At 62.3% G+C, this 15,445-nt stretch carries 18 protein-coding genes and 1 other RNA gene; 14 read left to right on the top strand and 5 right to left on the bottom strand.

The window, feature by feature from the left end; all coding sequences use genetic code 11:
• Nucleotides 1-8 precede the first annotated feature (8 nt).
• Nucleotides 9-701 (bottom strand): metal-dependent hydrolase, encoded by a 693-nt coding sequence (locus ARC39_RS10070; RefSeq protein ID WP_068113878.1) that lies wholly within the window; start codon nt 699-701, stop codon nt 9-11.
• Nucleotides 702-760: 59 nt separating this feature from the next.
• On the opposite strand from ARC39_RS10070, the gene ARC39_RS10065 reads away from it, so the two are divergent.
• The gene (locus ARC39_RS10065; protein ID WP_068113875.1) at nt 761-1,417 is read left to right on the top strand and encodes a ceramidase domain-containing protein; all 657 of its coding nucleotides are present in this window, start codon (nt 761-763) and stop codon (nt 1,415-1,417) included.
• Between the two features lie 14 nt (nt 1,418-1,431).
• Here ARC39_RS10065 and ARC39_RS10060 read toward each other — a convergent pair whose 3' ends face one another.
• Nucleotides 1,432-2,751 (bottom strand): MFS transporter, encoded by a 1,320-nt coding sequence (locus ARC39_RS10060; protein ID WP_068113872.1) that lies wholly within the window; start codon nt 2,749-2,751, stop codon nt 1,432-1,434.
• 124 nt (nt 2,752-2,875) lie between these two features.
• Here ARC39_RS10060 and ARC39_RS10055 point away from each other — a divergent pair, with 124 nt between their 5' ends.
• From ARC39_RS10055 to ARC39_RS10015, 9 genes are all read left to right on the top strand, one after another.
• Entirely contained in the window at nt 2,876-3,388 is a 513-nt protein-coding gene (locus tag ARC39_RS10055; protein ID WP_068113869.1) for a DUF1697 domain-containing protein, read from the top strand.
• 74 nt (nt 3,389-3,462) lie between these two features.
• Nucleotides 3,463-3,750, top strand: a complete 288-nt coding sequence (gatC, locus tag ARC39_RS10050; RefSeq protein ID WP_068113866.1) for an Asp-tRNA(Asn)/Glu-tRNA(Gln) amidotransferase subunit GatC — start codon at nt 3,463-3,465, stop codon at nt 3,748-3,750.
• Nucleotides 3,750-5,237 carry an Asp-tRNA(Asn)/Glu-tRNA(Gln) amidotransferase subunit GatA gene (gatA, locus tag ARC39_RS10045; RefSeq protein WP_068113863.1) on the top strand — a complete coding sequence of 496 codons (1,488 nt, stop codon included), beginning with the start codon at nt 3,750-3,752 and terminating at the stop codon, nt 5,235-5,237. Before gatC ends, gatA begins: the two co-directional genes overlap by 1 nt.
• Before the next feature lie 36 nt (nt 5,238-5,273).
• Complete coding sequence (locus ARC39_RS10040) at nt 5,274-6,053, top strand: hypothetical protein (RefSeq protein WP_068113860.1); 780 nt, start codon at nt 5,274-5,276, stop codon at nt 6,051-6,053.
• A gap of 76 nt (nt 6,054-6,129) precedes the next feature.
• Nucleotides 6,130-6,780 carry an N-acetylmuramoyl-L-alanine amidase gene (locus ARC39_RS10035; RefSeq protein WP_236545240.1) on the top strand — a complete coding sequence of 217 codons (651 nt, stop codon included), beginning with the start codon at nt 6,130-6,132 and terminating at the stop codon, nt 6,778-6,780.
• A gap of 11 nt (nt 6,781-6,791) precedes the next feature.
• Nucleotides 6,792-7,179: RNase P RNA component class A (gene rnpB, locus ARC39_RS10030), an RNA gene on the top strand.
• Between the two features lie 71 nt (nt 7,180-7,250).
• Nucleotides 7,251-7,967 carry a DUF533 domain-containing protein gene (locus ARC39_RS10025; RefSeq protein ID WP_068113855.1) on the top strand — a complete coding sequence of 239 codons (717 nt, stop codon included), beginning with the start codon at nt 7,251-7,253 and terminating at the stop codon, nt 7,965-7,967.
• Between the two features lie 134 nt (nt 7,968-8,101).
• Complete coding sequence (gene rpmG, locus ARC39_RS10020; protein WP_068113852.1) at nt 8,102-8,269, top strand: 50S ribosomal protein L33; 168 nt, start codon at nt 8,102-8,104, stop codon at nt 8,267-8,269.
• 107 nt (nt 8,270-8,376) lie between these two features.
• Nucleotides 8,377-8,871 (top strand): GNAT family N-acetyltransferase, encoded by a 495-nt coding sequence (locus tag ARC39_RS10015; protein WP_068113849.1) that lies wholly within the window; start codon nt 8,377-8,379, stop codon nt 8,869-8,871.
• Between the two features lie 520 nt (nt 8,872-9,391).
• On the opposite strand, the gene ARC39_RS10010 is transcribed toward ARC39_RS10015, so the two are convergent.
• Nucleotides 9,392-10,168, bottom strand: coding sequence for a Bax inhibitor-1/YccA family protein (locus tag ARC39_RS10010; RefSeq protein ID WP_068113846.1), 777 nt, complete (start codon nt 10,166-10,168; stop codon nt 9,392-9,394).
• A gap of 128 nt (nt 10,169-10,296) precedes the next feature.
• A complete protein-coding gene (locus ARC39_RS10005) occupies nt 10,297-10,512 on the bottom strand; it encodes a DUF1127 domain-containing protein (protein ID WP_068113843.1) in 216 nt (71 codons plus the stop codon).
• A 125-nt stretch (nt 10,513-10,637) separates the two neighbouring features.
• On the opposite strand from ARC39_RS10005, the gene ARC39_RS10000 reads away from it, so the two are divergent.
• The gene (locus ARC39_RS10000) at nt 10,638-11,540 is read left to right on the top strand and encodes a LysR family transcriptional regulator (RefSeq protein ID WP_068113841.1); all 903 of its coding nucleotides are present in this window, start codon (nt 10,638-10,640) and stop codon (nt 11,538-11,540) included.
• Here ARC39_RS10000 and ARC39_RS09995 read toward each other — a convergent pair.
• Entirely contained in the window at nt 11,494-12,456 is a 963-nt protein-coding gene (locus ARC39_RS09995; protein ID WP_068113835.1) for an NADPH:quinone oxidoreductase family protein, read from the bottom strand. The genes ARC39_RS10000 and ARC39_RS09995 overlap by 47 nt on opposite strands.
• Before the next feature lie 378 nt (nt 12,457-12,834).
• On the opposite strand from ARC39_RS09995, the gene ARC39_RS09990 reads away from it, so the two are divergent.
• The 3 genes from ARC39_RS09990 to ARC39_RS09980 are packed head-to-tail and all read left to right on the top strand — an operon-like array spanning nt 12,835 to nt 15,430.
• Nucleotides 12,835-13,194: a helix-turn-helix domain-containing protein gene (locus ARC39_RS09990; protein WP_068113834.1), complete on the top strand. Its 360-nt coding sequence runs from the start codon at nt 12,835-12,837 to the stop codon at nt 13,192-13,194.
• Nucleotides 13,195-13,251: 57 nt separating this feature from the next.
• Nucleotides 13,252-14,091 (top strand): histidinol-phosphatase, encoded by an 840-nt coding sequence (hisN, locus tag ARC39_RS09985; RefSeq protein WP_068113833.1) that lies wholly within the window; start codon nt 13,252-13,254, stop codon nt 14,089-14,091.
• 1 nt (nt 14,092) lies between these two features.
• The gene (locus ARC39_RS09980) at nt 14,093-15,430 is read left to right on the top strand and encodes an 8-oxoguanine deaminase (protein WP_068113832.1); all 1,338 of its coding nucleotides are present in this window, start codon (nt 14,093-14,095) and stop codon (nt 15,428-15,430) included.
• Nucleotides 15,431-15,445: the final 15 nt, after the last annotated feature.

Genomic DNA, 15,445 nt, shown 5'->3' with positions numbered 1-15,445 from the left:
TACGACGTTCAGATCGTGACCGTTTCCAGGACATCCGGTGTCTTCACGTCCACGCCGGGCAGTGCCTCGACGAGCGCATCGGCGGATTGCTCCAGAAGCGGAAATGTCTTGTAGTGACAGGGGATAACAACCTTGAAATTGAAAAACTTCTTCGCTGCGTACGCGGCGCGTTTCATGTCCATGGTGAAATGCCCGCCCGCACAGAGGATGCCGACATCCGGATTGTGCAACTCTGCAAATACCCCCATGTCGGCCATGACATCCGTATCGCCTGAGATGTAGACGGTGCGTCCCTCGCCGGAGACCATGAAGCCAGCTTCGCCGCCGGCGTAGAGCGGGCCGTCCGGCGTTCCGACGGACGACGAATGCACGGCATTCACCATTGTAACAGCGACGTCGCCGAGCATCACTGTGCCACCCTTGTTGAAGCCCAAGGTCTCCACGTCGCCGTTTTCCGCCCAATAGGACATCAGGTCGTAGATCCCGACGATGGGCACTTCTAGCTCCGCTGCCAGCGCGAGCGCGTCGCCGGAATGGTCGCCGTGCCCGTGGGTCAGCAGAATGTGCGTCGTTCCGGCAATCGCTTCGGCGCGGCGGTCTTCCGGGAAAACCGGATTCCCGGTAAACCAAGGGTCGACCAGAAGGATCTGATCGGCGATTTCAATGCGAAAGCCAGAGTGGCCCAGCCATGTGATCTTCATTTGATTCTCCTCTCCCGAAGCGCCATTTCCCGAGGGGACCCTAGCCTGCGGAGAGGCAGATGGAAGCATTGTTGCAGAAGGTCGACGGATATTGTGAACGGACCGATTTCACCTATTGGTCCGAGCCGGTGAATGCGCTGACGAACGCGGCTTTCCTACTGGCCGCCTGGATCATGTGGCGGCGCGTGAGGGGCGAACCCCTACCGCTGGCCAAGGCAATGGTCGCGCTGCTTGCCGCGATCGGCGTGGGATCTTTTCTCTTCCACACCCATGCCACCGTCTGGGGCGCGATTGCGGACACGACTCCAATCGGGTTATTCATCCTGCTCTATGTTTATGCGGCCAACAGGGATTACTGGGGCCTGTCGGTGCCCTGGGCCATGCTGCTAACCGCTGGGTTCATCCCGTACGCCGCTGTCACGATCCCGATATTCCAGCGGTTGCCGGGCTTCGAGATCTCCGCCGCCTACTGGCCGGTCCCGTTGCTCATCGCGGCTTACGCGCTGGCGCTTCGGAGGCGCGCGCCGCAGACGGCCCTGGGCCTTGCCGCGGGGGCCGCGCTGCTCGTTCTGTCGCTCGGGTTTCGTTCCGTTGATATGGCAATCTGCAATGCCCTGCCCATGGGCACACATTTCCTTTGGCACGTTCTCAACGCTGTCATGTTGGGGTGGATGATCGAGGTCTACAGGCGCCACTGTGCGCGTTCGGGTTGCTGACGTGGGGCCGTTTCCTACCCGGCCTGTGGCCAATGCCGATGGTAGTCGTCGATCACGTAGACGTGCCGGTGCGGCCCGCCGCCCTGCAGGTGCGGATGATCGGGTGGCAGGTCTTCGTGGAAATGCTCGATCTCCCGAGGTGCATCCGCTTGCCAAAACCGGATAGCCAGTGCGAGCCCTGCTGCCGAAACGCAGCCAAGCGCGAGCAACGCGGGGACAAGACCAAACCGGGTGAGAACCCACCCGGCCAGCGGGTAAGCGAGTAGCCAGCAAGCGTGGGACAGGGCGAACTGCGCGGCAAAAACGGCCGGTCGGTCTTCCGGATGCGCTGAACGGCGCAGCAGCCGGCCGGATGGCGTCAGGACGGCGGAATAACCAAGCCCCAAAAAGAGCCAGGCCACCAGAATGGCAGCCCATCCCGTGTTTACGGTAGTGAGACCGGCGGCGAGCGCGAGTAGCACGCCGGCCATCAGCCCGGCCCCGCTCAGCATGACCTGCCGGTCGGGGAGTCTGTCCAGCAGACGCGGCAGGAAAAGAGCCGCGATCATTGAACCCGCACCGAAGGCTGCAAGTGTCAGCGCAACGGCTTCCGCGCCAAGCTCCAACCCGCTACGGACCACGACGACCGTATTCACGATCACCATTGCACCGGCGGCGGCGGCAGACAGACTCAGTGCCAGCAGTCCTCGCAGGCGCGGCGTATTCAGGTAGATCCGCAAGCCACGGGTCGTCGCGTCATAAAAGCCGCGCGGATTGGTCGGCGCCGGGCTCGGCAGCACGGCGGAGAGGACGAGCGCCGCCGAGGCGAGAAACCCGAGGCATGTCCCGAGAAACAACGTATCAAAGCTGACAATCAGCAGCAGCGCTGCCGCCAGCATCGGGGAGATCAGCGATTCCAGATCGTAGGCGAGCCGCGAGAGCGAGAGCGCGCGTGTGTAGTCCTGCTCGTCTGGCAAGACGTCGGGGATGGTTGCCTGGAAGGTCGGCGTAAAGGCCGCCGAGGCCGATTGCAGCAGGAAGATCAACACATAGACTTGCCAGATCTCGGAGACGAATGGCAGGGCGACCGCCACCGCAGCCCGCAGGACGTCCAGCGCCACCAGCATTCCACGCCGGGGCCAGCGGTTTGCCATCGCGCCGGCAACCGGCGCGATCGTCACATAGGCGACCATCTTGATCGTGAGCGCTGTGCCCAGCACCAGCGCGGCGTCGTTGCCGGCAAGATCGTAGGCCAAGAGACCGAGTGCCACGGTCGCGAGCCCAGTTCCGAGAAGCGCCACGATCTGAGCACCGAAGAGGTGCCGGTATGTGCGGTTTTTCAGGATGTTGTACATGGATTGGAGGTCCGTGTCGGCTTCCTAGCACCAGCACTCTATCGCCGAGGGTCCGCACACCGCAAGCAACGGAAAAACCTGCTGAATGCTTTGCATTGGACATCGGAGTCCCTAGCGTACCGGCATGACTCGCTTCGTTGCCCTTCTGCGCGCCGTCAATGTCGGTGGAACAGGCCGTCTGGCCATGGCTGACCTCGTTGGTATGTGTGCCGCCGCAGGTTTCGATGGCATCCGGACCTTTATCGCGAGCGGAAACGTGGTGTTCGACAGCGAACTTGGGCCGGAGGAGGTGAAACGCGCGCTGGAGGTCAGGCTTGAAAGCAACCTCGGCAAGCCGGTCGGCGTTCTTGTGCGTAACTCCGATGAGATGGCCGCGATCCTTGCGGGAAACCCATTCGTGGACCGGCCGTCCAAGTACACGCATGTGGTGTTCCTTGATGCATCACCAGGACCCGATGCGCTTCGGATGGCCACCGGCAGGAGTGGTGAGGATATGGCACTCGGGACACGTGAGATTTTTGTGTTCTATCCCGATGGCCAAGGTAAGTCGAAACTCCGCATCCCAGCAGCCGCGACCGGCACCGCACGAAACATGAACACCGTCGCGAAGCTGACGGAGATGGTTTCTGCACCATAGCGCGCCATTCGCTTGCGCCCCCGTTGGGGCGGCGATAAACCCGTGCCGATCATCCGCCCGATCCCGGAGGCCTCATGTCGATTGACGAAAGTACCGCGCGCCGCGTGGCCAAGCTTGCCCGTATCAAGGTTGAGGACGCGGACCTGCCCGCGCTCGCCGGCGAGTTCAACGCCATTCTCGGCTTCATCGAGCAATTGAACGAAGTGGATGTCGACGGCGTGGAGCCGATGACATCGGTCACGCCGATGCGTCTTAAGCGGCGCGTCGACGAAGTGACCGATGGTGGCTACCAGGGCAAGGTGCTCGCCAATGCCCCCGACGCCCGAGAGGGGTTCTTTGCGGTTCCGAAGGTGGTCGAGTGATGTCCGATCTGAGCAAGCTGACGATCGCAGAGGCCCGGGACAAGCTGCGCGCTGGCGAGGTAACGTCAACCGAACTGACGCAGGCCTGTCTTGACGAGATCGAGAAGGCCGATTCCCTTGGCGCATTCGTGCACAAGACGCCGGAGATTGCGCTGAAGCAGGCCGCGGCAGCGGATGCGCGCATTCAGGGCGGGGCGGAGAACCCGATGTGCGGCATCCCGCTCGGCATCAAGGATCTGTTCTGTACCCAGGGCGTTCCGAGCCAAGCTGCCTCGGCCATTCTCGACGGGTTCAACCCCGAGTACGAATCCACCGTCACAACGCAGCTCTGGCAAGCTGGCGCGATTATGCTGGGCAAGCTGAACATGGACGAATTTGCCATGGGCTCGTCCAACGAAACCTCGACCTACGGCAATGCGGTGAACCCGTGGCGGCGCGGCAATGATGACGCGGCGCTTACACCCGGCGGCTCCTCTGGCGGGTCCGCCTCGGCCGTGGCGGCCGACCTCTGCCTCGCAGCCACCGGCACCGACACCGGCGGGTCGATCCGCCAACCGGCAGCATTCACCGGCATCACCGGACTTAAGCCGACCTACGGGCGTTGCTCGCGTTGGGGCATCGTGGCATTCGCCTCCTCGCTCGATCAGGCCGGACCGATGACCAAATCGGTGCGCGACGCCGCGATTATGCTGCGCGTCATGGCCGGTCACGACCCGAAGGACAGCACCTCGGCCGATCTGCCAGTGCCGGATTTCGAGGCGGCGATAACGGGCGACATCCGTGGCAAGACCATCGGCATTCCAAAAGAGTACCGTATGGAGGGGATGCCGGCGGAGATCGAAAAACTCTGGGCCGATGGTACGGACATGCTGCGCGACGCGGGGGCGAAGATTGTCGATATCTCCCTGCCGCACACGAAATACGCACTGCCGACCTACTACGTGGTAGCGCCTGCGGAAGCGTCGTCCAACCTCGCCCGTTACGATGGTGTGCGGTTCGGTCATCGTGCGAGCCTGTCGCAGGGCGACGGCATCACGGAAATGTACGAGAAGACCCGCGCGGAGGGGTTCGGTGCCGAGGTGCAGCGCCGCGTGATGATCGGCACCTACGTGCTCTCAGCCGGCTTCTACGACGCCTATTACAACCGCGCGCGCAAGGTCCGTACACTCATCAAGCGCGACTTCGACCAGGTCTTTTCTGATGGCGTGGATGCTATCCTTACCCCGGCCACGCCCTCGGCGGCGTTTGGGTTGGGAGAAATGGCAAATGCCGACCCGGTCCAGATGTATCTCAATGACGTTTTCACGGTGACCGTGAACCTCGCGGGGCTTCCGGGCATTTCGGTGCCGGCGGGCCTGGACGGGCAGGGGCTTCCACTCGGCCTGCAACTCATTGGTCGGCCTTGGGAAGAGGGTGATCTCCTAAATATAGCGCATTCGCTGGAGGATGCAGCAGGGTTTGTGGCCAAACCCACGGTTTGGTGGTAATCTGAGCTGTAGGTAATAATCGGGCAGGACAAACGAATGCACCGAACAGCACTCATGCTCCTATCGCTTCTCGCCGTCGCCGCTTGCGAGCCGACCGTGCCCGATAGCGCGTCGGGCGTCGGCTTTGGCGACTACAACGAGTACCGCTATGCGCAAGCGCAGGAGCGGGCCGCGCGCGAGGCGCAGCTGTCCGGTGCGATCACGATCCTGCCACCTGAACAAACGGGTGCGCCGACCGCCAGGGGAGTCGAACCCGTCGGCGTGACAAACGCCGATCTTGCCGCGGCAGGGATCGGACCGGTGGCCACTGCCCCGGTGAACCCTGCGACAGCAACACAACCGCCGCAAACCGACCTGATCACACCGGCGCCGGGGGCTCCGCTGGCGGTCACGGCTGCAGGGGCGGCCTACGCCGCGGGCAATAATCCGGGCATCTCGGACGAACAGGATTTCAGCGCGGTTTCCGCGCGCGAGACGATCCAGAGCGATGCGGAACGTCTTGCAAGCAACAGGCAGCAATACCAGACGGTTGCGCCTCAGGCGGTTCCTGCGCGGCCGGGCAGTACCGGGCCGGATATCGTTGCCTACGCGTTGCAAACGTCCAATCCTATGGGGCAGCCGGTCTACAAACGTACATTTGCGAGCCAGGGAAAGGCGCAACGAAACTGCGCGAAATACGCCTCGCCGGATTTGGCGCAGCGGGCGTTTCTGGCTGCGGGTGGGCCGCAAAAGGACCGCTATGGCATTGACCCGGACGGGGACGGATATGCCTGCGGCTGGAACCCGGAGCCCTTCCGGCGCGCGGTCGGTGGCTGAGGCCGCCGAGTCGCCGGGAGCCCTCTGGCAACCATCGCCGAATTTCGGAGACCGCCGCGGTGCGGCAGTGCCCGACATGATCGTGCTGCACTACACGGCGATGGAGAGCGCGCTGGCCGCGCTGGCGCGGCTCTGCGACCCGGAGGCAGAGGTCTCCTGCCATTACCTGATCGGCCGTGACGGGTGTCTTTGGCAGCTTGTGCGTGAGGGAAAGCGCGCCTGGCATGCGGGGGCAGGTTCTTGGGAGGGTCGTAGCGACATCAACAGTCGCTCCATCGGTATCGAGCTCGACAACGACGGCAACTCGCCCTTTGCCGAACCGCTGATGGCTACACTGGAAGCCCTGCTTGTGGACATTCTTCATCGTCGCGGAATCTCGTCACATCTGGTGGTTGGCCACTCCGACACGTCTTTTCCGCGAAAGTCGGATCCCGGTTCGCGGTTCGACTGGCGTCGACTTGCACTCCGCGGACTAGCCGTTTGGCCGTCAGAATCGCCGGGAGCTGCCAGCGACCTGCGCAGATGGCGCGATTACGCGGAGCGCTTCGGCTACGGTATCGGCCGCGCATCTTCGGACGTTGGCAATCCGGAGACGGCAGCGTTCAGCGCTTTCCGTCGGAGATTCCGCCCTTGGGCCGGTGACGCGGCCTTGGATGCCGAAGACCTGCGGATTGCCGAGCATCTGGCCAAACGCAATTATCTTGACCCCACGGATCCAACTGCCTAGGTCTGCCGGGCGCGGATGGCCGGATGGCCGCGGGGCTGGCGGGTTTTCCCGCCGCGCCGAGGAAAGTCCGGACTCCCTGAAGCAACGGTGCCGGGTAACGCCCGGGCGGGGAAACCCGACGGAAAGCGCCACAGAGATGAGACGGCCCCGCAGGTCGGGGTCACGGTGAAACGGTGGGGTAAGAGCCCACCGCGGGGCTGGCAACAGTTCCGGCACGGCAAGCCCCACCGGGAGCAATGCCAAATAGGACCTCCGCGGGGCCACGGCCCCGGGGCCGCTTCAGCCCCAGGCAGGTCGGGTTGGCAGCTTGAGCCCGCCGGCAACGGCGGGCCGAGAGGAATGGTCATCGAAGGGGCGCGAGCCCCGGAACAGAATCCGGCTTACAGGCCGTCCGCGCACCCCTCAACTTGTAGTTCTCCTGTCACGGGCCCGGTGCTAGGCTGCGGCCATTGCAATCAGGGAGACTTGAAATGAGTTTCATCAAGACGCTTGCCGCCGTTGCCGTCGGGGTCGCCGCCACGAAGGGGTATCAGAAGTACCAGAAGTCGGGAGGCATGGCCGGAATGCAGGAGATGCTGAAGGGCGCAGGGGACAGCCCGGCAGCCGATCAACTCGGCAAGTTGGCAGACCAGTTTGGCATTCCCGGCGGTTCGACCAAGGTCAAGGAGATGATGGGCCAGATGGGCAGCGCGACGGCGCAGGCCACGGAGGTGACGACCGCCGGACTGGGCAGCTTGATGAATTCCATGCGCGGGGCAGCCGAGGCCGGTTCCAAGCAATCCGCCGAGATGATGGAAGCGATCTTCGGGAACACCCCTGCGGCGCCGCTGATGGAAGAGCAAGCCAAGGTAATGCTCAAGGCGATGATCATGGCCGCCAAGGCCGATGGCGAGATTTCCGCCGACGAGCAGGCCGCGATCATGGAAGCTCTGGCCGATTCCACCGACGAGGAGCGCGCTTTCGTACGAGAGGAACTCCAGAAACCGATCGATATCGGCGGTCTTGCGGCTGCAACCTCGGAGGCTGCGCGCGAGCAAGTCTACTCGACCTCGCTTTCGGCGATCAGCGTCGACACGGAGGCGGAACGGGGATATCTCCGCCAGCTCGCCGCTGCTCTGCAACTCAGCGACGAAAAGCGCGACGCGATCCACGCAAAGCTGGGCATTCCGCCGCTTCCGCCGGCGTAAACTCCGCGCGGGAGACGACATTCTGAGTGGTGGCTGTCAAGCTGGCCGATTCGGCTTGACAGCGGGCCCGCACGGCTTAAAAGGCCAGTTTCAGATTTCACGGGCGTGATTGTCCGTTTCAGGAGACCGAAGAGATGGCAAAGCCCACCACGATCAAGATCCGGTTGAATTCGACTGCCGGCACCGGCCACTTCTACGTGACCAAGAAGAACGCGCGCACCATGACCGAGAAGATGGTCGTACGGAAGTATGACCCCGTGGCTCGCAAGCACGTCGACTACAAGGAAGGCAAGATCAAGTAAGATCTTCCCTGCCGAAATGAGATGCCCGGGCCGCACGGAGAATCCGCGCGGCCCTTTTGTTTGGCGTCAGTCCCCTTGAGGCGTTGCCAAAAAGAGATGGTGTTCGGATGGTTCAGGAAGAATTGACGGTCCGGCCAACCACCGCCAGAGACACTGCGGCGGTCGACGCGTTACTTGCGCGCTCCTATCCCGCTCTGCTCAAGGCGGATTATCCTCCCTCCGTGCTGGTCACAGCGTTGCCATTGATATCGCGTGCGCAGCCACGCCTCCTGACCAGTGGGACCTACTATCTGGCCGAAACACCGCATGGGGATGTCGTGGCGGCGGGCGGTTGGACGCGGCGTCCGAGGGCTCCGGAAGAGGCTGAGATCCGGCATGTGGTTACCGACCACAGGCGACTTCGACAGGGAATCGGCCGGGCGATTTTCGACCGGATTTTCGGTGACGCGCGGGCTGCGGGTGTTTCGGGGTATCACTGTCTCTCCACGCGAACCGCCGTTCCGTTCTACGAGGCACTTGGCTTCCGGACCATTGGTCCGATCGAGATACAACTTGCACCAGGGATTCACTTCCCGGCGGTCGAGATGCGCCGGACCGGCTGAAACGGGAGCCTCACGCAATCAGGAAACCTGCACCGAAAATCCGGCGGACGAGGTTGATCTCGTCAGCCACATGTTCGGCCGGCTCCATCTCTTCATCGATAATCCGGATTCCCAGTTCGGGGCTTTCTGTTCCGGCGACGGTACCGCGAGCGAGCGTGTCGCCCGTGTTATCGATTGTCCATCACCTACCCTTGGCGCGGTAACCGATTCCGGGACTATCCATCGCGGCTGGTCGGACCGATCCCGGAGGTTCCTGCTCCTTGGTCGGTCGCCGTAGCAGCCTGGAAGAGTGCTGAAGCCGTCGAAACCTAGATCCTCGGTCTCCGTGATCACGAAGGCGTCTGAACCTTTCCAGCCAAAGAAACGATCAGCACCGGTGTCGCCGCAAAGGCGTCGCACGGGAATCGCACTTGCCGTGTTGGTGAGCACAAGCGCAGTGCGAAATCGGGTACTCGAAAACAAAGAACCCGCCGGACCGGAGGGGTACGGCGGGTTCCAATGTGGTCGTGGTCGTTCGGGACTATTCGCGGCTGCCGAACAACGAAAGGAGCATCATGAACATGTTGATGAAGTCCAGGTAGAGGCTCAGCGCGCCCATGATCGCGGCCTTGCCCAGCCACTCCTTATCGCCATGGACGGCCATCTGGATGTAGGTGTTCTTGATGTTCTGTGTGTCATAGGCGGTCAGGCCGGCGAAGATCAGCACGCCAAGTACCGAGATCGCGAACATCATCGCCGAGGAGGCAAGGAAAATGTTCACGATGGATGCGACGATCAGGCCGATGACACCCATGATCAGGAAGCTGCCCCAGCCTGAGATGTCTTTCTTCGTGGTGTAGCCCCACAGAGACAATCCGGCGAAGGCGATGGCCGTGATCAAGAAGACCTGCGCGATGGACGTCGCGGTGTAGACCAGGAAGATCGAACTGATCGAAATGCCCATAACCGCAGCAAAGGCGTAGAACACGACCTGCGCGGTGGCAGCCGACATGCGGTTGATGCCTGCGGAAAAGCCGAACACGAAGATCAGCGGCGCAAACATGATCAGCCATTTCAGCGGCGACGCGTAAATCGCGGCTCCGAACTGCGTCAGGTACTGATCGGCGCCGATCTGGTAGGCGCTCGGCTCGGTCGAGACCGACAGGCCGGAGATCGCCCACGCGGCCAGCGCGGTGATCAGCATGCCTACGGACATCGTGCCGTAGACCTGGTTCATGTGGGCGCGAAGGCCCTCGTCGATCTGGGCCGTGCGTGCGCCAGCAACGCCCGAAGTCCGGATCGTGTCGAATTCAGCCATTAATACCTCCGTTCGAGTTCCATACGACGCGCGCCCGTAGACGCGCGTCATTTGGAGAGAATATCGGTGGCCCGGAATGGCTTTTCAAGTATTTCCGCCAAGTCGAGCGGAGTGGCGCCGAAGCGCGATCAGCGCAGCCAGTGCTGAGGCACGTCCCAGACCGAACGATTGGCTTCGACACTGGCTTCGTAGCGGCTGATACCAATGTCGCGGAGTGCTCGGTCGTCGAGACGGGCCAGATCGCGGCGTTGCTTGTGCAGCGCGACCATGGCAATGAGTTGGCGAACAAAGCCCTCGGGTCGAAGGGCGCCGAAAACGGGGGCGTTGGTTGTGTGTGTGCTCATCGCGGCTTCCTTAACGATTTGTGAACTGGTACTGACCAGTCATCAATTCTCTTGATCTATATGGCACTTTGTGGTGCATTCTTAAAACGAATGTTTTTGAAGGTATGTATCAAAAAGGGTGATGAATGCCGCGTAACCTTGACCTGACTGCATTGCGATCCTTCGTTGCCGTTGCCGACCGCGGTGGAGTAACCCGTGCTGCAAGCGGCCTGAACCTCACCCAATCGGCGGTATCAATGCAGCTCAAGCGCCTGGAGGAGGCGTTGGATGTTTCTTTGCTTGACCGCTCCGGGCGTGGAGTTGCGCTGACATCCTCGGGTGAGCAACTCCTGTCCTACGCGCGTCGCATGTTGAGTTTGAATGACGAGGCAATCGACCGGTTGACCGCGCACGATTATGGCGGCGAGATTAAATTGGGGGTGCCGCATGACATCGTCTATCCCCATGTTCCGGACATCCTGCGACGGTTCAATGCCGCGTTCCCGAGAGTGCGTGTAAACCTTGTCTCCTCCTATTCCCGGCAGTTGCTCGACGAGTTTGCACGGGGAGAATACGCGCTGATCCTGACCACCGAGCAAGGTCATGGAGACTCCGCCGAGGTTCTGTCGGAAAAGCCCCTGACATGGATCGGGGCCAAGGGAGGGGCCTGCTGGCGGCAGCGGCCGCTACGCTTCGGCTCCGGGCGGCAGTGTGTCTTCCGCGCTGCGGGTATCCGCGCCATGGAACGCTGCGCAATGACCTGGGAACTGGCGGTCGAGTCCGAGTCGGACCGTACCATCGAGGCGACGGTGCGCGCGGACCTTGCCGTGTCACTGATGCTCGAAGGTACGGAACCGCCGTTCCTGGAACAGATCGCGCATCATGGCGCCTTGCCGGCACTGCCGACCTACTCGATCAACCTCTATGTCTCCGACCTTGCACGCGGGCGTGCCGAGAATGCCCTGGTCGATCTCGTGCGCGAGGCTTATCGCAGCGATGGGGCTACGGCATCGTCACAACGACCTTCCCCGTCGACTTCCGCTGCCTGAGCAGGTCGAGGGCTTCTGCTGCACGGGATAGCGGAATCTTGTGGCTTATTCGTGGATGCAGCTTGCCAGCCTCATACCAGCGAAACAATTGCGCGAGAGAGCTGGTTAGAACGCCCGGCCGAAACGCGAGGTAGCCTCCCCAGTACAAGCCAATCACAGAGATGTTCTTGACCAGCAGGTGATTGGCCGGGATTTGCGGCACATCCCCACTAGCGAAACCGATGGCCAGGATTCGGCCTTCGGGGTTGGTGGCTCGCAGGCATTGGGTGAAGAGCGTGCCACCGACGGCTTCGTAGACAACGTCGGCGCCGCCGAGGGCCTTGATTTGCTCGCGGATGTCGGGGCTCGCCGCGTCGATCAGGTGCGTCGCGCCCGCCCTGCGAGCAATCTCCAGCTTCTCAGCGCCGCGTGCGATCGCCACGACTTCAGCGCCCATCAGTGCGCCGATCTCAACCGCCGTCAAGCCGACGCCTCCAGCTGCGCCGGTTACCACGAGCCGTTCACCCGGTTGCAGGTGCGCCCTGTGTTCGAGCGCAACATGCGAGGTTCCATATGCCACCTGGAACGCCGCTGCGTGACTCGCTGGCATATCCTGCGGCAGGCGAACGCAGCGCTCCGCGGGAACGTTTGCGGCTTCGGCCAGCCCGCCCTGACCGTTGAACACGGCAACACGGTCGCCGGGGGCCAGGCTCCGCACCTCGGAGCCGATTGAAACCACACGACCAGCCATTTCCATACCCAGTGTCACTGGTGGGTCGGGCCGCTCCTGGTACTTGCCCCGCGCCATGAGGAGATCCGCGAAATTCAACCCGCAAGCCTCGATTTTCAGGCGAATTTCGTTGTTGGCCGGCGGCGATAGCTCCATTTCCACGAGCGCTGGCGCTTCGTCATAGGTGCCGATACGATATGCGTGCATTTGATTTCCCGTGCTGGTTGTTTTCATGTTAGAAAGTGCAGTTTTAGAGGGAAAGTTGCGACGACGTCGCATGCGTACGAGGCAATGCGAATTCCGATTTCTAGAAATTAGAGTGGTGGCACAATTGTCGGAGGTACGGATACTTCTTCTCACATCTTCCCTGCAGGTGTCGCGGTCTACATCGAAATGCTCACTTTTCCTCTATCCGTATGGAATCCGGCACTTGAACCCGTTTTTGAACACAACACTATTTCCCAGCGATAGGAATCGTTCTACTACATCTCGATCCTGACACGGCGTATTTGGATAGTGTGGCTCCGGTGGTTCGCGCTAGATTGCACCAGTCAGTTTCAGATTGGGGATTTGATAGGTAATCCAATGACGCACCCTGTAGACGCGCATGTGGGCACTCGGATTCGGCACAGACGCTGGATGATCGGAATGACGCAGCAACAGCTTGCCGAGAAGGTGGGAATTAAGTTCCAGCAGATCCAGAAATACGAGACCGGCACCAACAGGGTGAGCGCGTCCCGGCTTTGGGATATTGCCGAAGCCGTCGGCGTTACGGTCAGTTTCTTTTTCGAGGGGCTCGGTGACGACGGTAAACCATCCGCGTCAGTGACTGACCTTCTGAATGATCGGGAGGCCATGGAGCTTCTTCGAGCCTATTACGCCATCCCTGAGAACCAGCGGCGGCGTTTGTTCGAGTTGGCGCGAGTTCTGAGCGAGGCCGCTTGACCGACAGGTGCCAGCAAGCTACCGCAGTCGTGCACAGATCCGGTGGCGGAGCCTGCAATGACACGACCTTCTCAGCAATACCGGCGCACCCCGGTCGGTCCGATCACCGAGGCGTTGGCGCAGGAAATACAAGCTACCGCGACGCTGCTGGCGGATGCTGCCAGAGCAGCGATTCTACCGCTGTTTCGCACTTCCGGATTATTGACCGAAAACAAGTGGGAAGCCGGGTTCGACCCGGTCACGCAGGCTGACAGGGCCGCAGAAGAAGCGATGCGGCGGATTCTCGCGACCCATCGCCCGGACGACGGGATTCTGGGCGAGGAATTCGCACCGACAAAGGGTAGCTCGGGACTGACATGGGTGCTCGATCCAATCGACGGCACGCGCGCATTCTTGTCGGGCGCACCGACCTGGGGCGTGTTGATCGCCGTGACAACCGAGGAAGGCGCGATCTTTGGGGTTATCGATCAACCCTATACCGGAGAGCGTTGGGTCGGGGGGCTTGGCGCGGCACAGATGGTGGGGCCGCAAGGGACGTGGCCCCTGACCGCCCGTGCAGCCCGCCCGCTGTCGGAAGCAATTCTGTTTTCAACGTTTCCTGAGGTCGGAAGCGAGGAGGAACGCGAATGTTTCGAACGCGTTGCGCAGCAAGTGAAGCTGACACGGTTCGGAATGGACTGCTACGCCTACGGCCTTCTCGCGCTTGGGCAGATCGACCTCGTGATCGAAGCCGGTCTGCACCCGTATGACATTTGCGCGCCAATTGCGGTGATCGAAGCGGCGGGCGGTATTGTGACCGACTGGACTGGCGGACCCGCGGAAGCTGGCGGGCGCGTGATCGCAGCCGCAAATCGAGAAATCCATGCCGAGGCGATGGCGGTATTGAAAGGGGCGTGACATGCGAGATCTGCTGATCCGCTCGGCGGACTGGCTCGTGACCATGGACGATGAGCGCCGGGAACTTTGCGGGGCCGATATCCTGGTGTCGCGCGGTTTGATCCGCGAGATCGGTGTCGGTCTTGATGCGCCGGAAGCGGAGGTCCTCGACGCATCGCGATGTCTGGTGACGCCGGGATTCGTGAATACGCACCATCACCTATTCCAGACGCTGACGCGTGCGGTACCGGCTGCACAGGATGCGCTGCTCTTTGGCTGGCTCAAGGCACTCTATCCGATCTGGGCGCGCATGGGGCCTGAACACATGCGGGCATCGGCGCGGCTCGGTCTGGCGGAACTCGCGCTCTCAGGTTGCACGATGTCGTCCGATCATCTTTACCTCTTTCCCAATGGGGCGCGGCTGGAAGACACGATCGAAGCGGCGACGGAGATCGGTCTACGCTTCCATCCCACGCGCGGCGCGATGTCGATTGGCGAGAGCGACGGAGGTCTGCCGCCCGACAGCTTGGTGGAGCGCGAAGCAGCGATCCTGACCGACTGCGAACGGGTAATCGATGCGTTCCACGATCCCGCCGAGGGCGCAATGGTTCGGGTCGGGCTGGCGCCATGCTCACCATTCTCCGTGAGTCGCGAACTCATGCGCGACGCGGCCGTTCTCGCGCGCGACAAGGGCGTGCGGCTACACACCCATCTGGCGGAAAACGACGAAGACATCGCCTATTCGCTGGCACATTTCGGCTGCCGCCCGGGGCAATACGCCGAGGATCTTGGCTGGACCGGCGACGATGTCTGGCATGCTCATTGCGTGAAGTTGGACAGCGGCGAGGTGGACCTCTTCGCACGGACCCGGACCGGCGTGGCGCATTGTCCGTGTTCGAACTGCCGCTTGGGTTCCGGCATTGCGCCTGTGCGAGCGATGCGCGACGCGGGCGTTCCGGTGGGCCTGGGTGTGGATGGCTCGGCAAGCAACGATGCAGGCGATCTGATCGGGGAGGCACGCCAGGCGATGCTTCTGCAGCGGGTGGCGCGCGGCGCGGATGCCATGTCCGCACGCGAAATGCTCGAGATTGCCACGCGGGGTGGCGCGCAAGTGCTCGGGCGGCCGGAATGCGGTGCGTTGGCGCCGGGCTCCCGGGCGGATATCGCCATATGGAACATGTCCGGTGTGGAAGCAGCGGGGTCCTGGGATCCGGTGGCGCTGCTTCTGGCCGGGCCACGTCGCGTGCGCGACCTCATCGTGAACGGGCGGCGCGTTGTCGCGGAGGGCCGGCTGACGACCGCCGACGAAGCAGAAATCGCCGAGGAGGCCAACCGTCTGGCGCGAGACCTTGCCGAATAGGCCATGCTCCCGCCC

This window comes from Tropicimonas marinistellae, assembly GCF_001509585.1.
Lineage (GTDB): Bacteria > Pseudomonadota > Alphaproteobacteria > Rhodobacterales > Rhodobacteraceae > Tropicimonas > Tropicimonas marinistellae.
This window is presented reverse-complemented; position numbering and strand designations above follow the sequence as displayed.

Excerpts from the sequence above, each read along its gene's own strand:
- ARC39_RS10070 (WP_068113878.1), bottom strand. The coding sequence starts at position 701 with ATGAAGATCACATGGCTGGGCCACTCTGGCTTTCGCATTGAAATCGCC.
- ARC39_RS10065 (WP_068113875.1), top strand. The coding sequence starts at position 761 with ATGGAAGCATTGTTGCAGAAGGTCGACGGATATTGTGAACGGACCGAT.
- ARC39_RS10060 (WP_068113872.1), bottom strand. The coding sequence starts at position 2,751 with ATGTACAACATCCTGAAAAACCGCACATACCGGCACCTCTTCGGTGCT.
- ARC39_RS10055 (WP_068113869.1), top strand. The coding sequence starts at position 2,876 with ATGACTCGCTTCGTTGCCCTTCTGCGCGCCGTCAATGTCGGTGGAACA.
- gatC (WP_068113866.1), top strand. The coding sequence starts at position 3,463 with ATGTCGATTGACGAAAGTACCGCGCGCCGCGTGGCCAAGCTTGCCCGT.
- gatA (WP_068113863.1), top strand. The coding sequence starts at position 3,750 with ATGTCCGATCTGAGCAAGCTGACGATCGCAGAGGCCCGGGACAAGCTG.
- ARC39_RS10040 (WP_068113860.1), top strand. The coding sequence starts at position 5,274 with ATGCACCGAACAGCACTCATGCTCCTATCGCTTCTCGCCGTCGCCGCT.
- ARC39_RS10035 (WP_236545240.1), top strand. The coding sequence starts at position 6,130 with ATGATCGTGCTGCACTACACGGCGATGGAGAGCGCGCTGGCCGCGCTG.
- ARC39_RS10025 (WP_068113855.1), top strand. The coding sequence starts at position 7,251 with ATGAGTTTCATCAAGACGCTTGCCGCCGTTGCCGTCGGGGTCGCCGCC.
- rpmG (WP_068113852.1), top strand. The coding sequence starts at position 8,102 with ATGGCAAAGCCCACCACGATCAAGATCCGGTTGAATTCGACTGCCGGC.
- ARC39_RS10015 (WP_068113849.1), top strand. The coding sequence starts at position 8,377 with ATGGTTCAGGAAGAATTGACGGTCCGGCCAACCACCGCCAGAGACACT.
- ARC39_RS10010 (WP_068113846.1), bottom strand. The coding sequence starts at position 10,168 with ATGGCTGAATTCGACACGATCCGGACTTCGGGCGTTGCTGGCGCACGC.
- ARC39_RS10005 (WP_068113843.1), bottom strand. The coding sequence starts at position 10,512 with ATGAGCACACACACAACCAACGCCCCCGTTTTCGGCGCCCTTCGACCC.
- ARC39_RS10000 (WP_068113841.1), top strand. The coding sequence starts at position 10,638 with ATGCCGCGTAACCTTGACCTGACTGCATTGCGATCCTTCGTTGCCGTT.
- ARC39_RS09995 (WP_068113835.1), bottom strand. The coding sequence starts at position 12,456 with ATGCACGCATATCGTATCGGCACCTATGACGAAGCGCCAGCGCTCGTG.
- ARC39_RS09990 (WP_068113834.1), top strand. The coding sequence starts at position 12,835 with ATGACGCACCCTGTAGACGCGCATGTGGGCACTCGGATTCGGCACAGA.
- hisN (WP_068113833.1), top strand. The coding sequence starts at position 13,252 with ATGACACGACCTTCTCAGCAATACCGGCGCACCCCGGTCGGTCCGATC.
- ARC39_RS09980 (WP_068113832.1), top strand. The coding sequence starts at position 14,093 with ATGCGAGATCTGCTGATCCGCTCGGCGGACTGGCTCGTGACCATGGAC.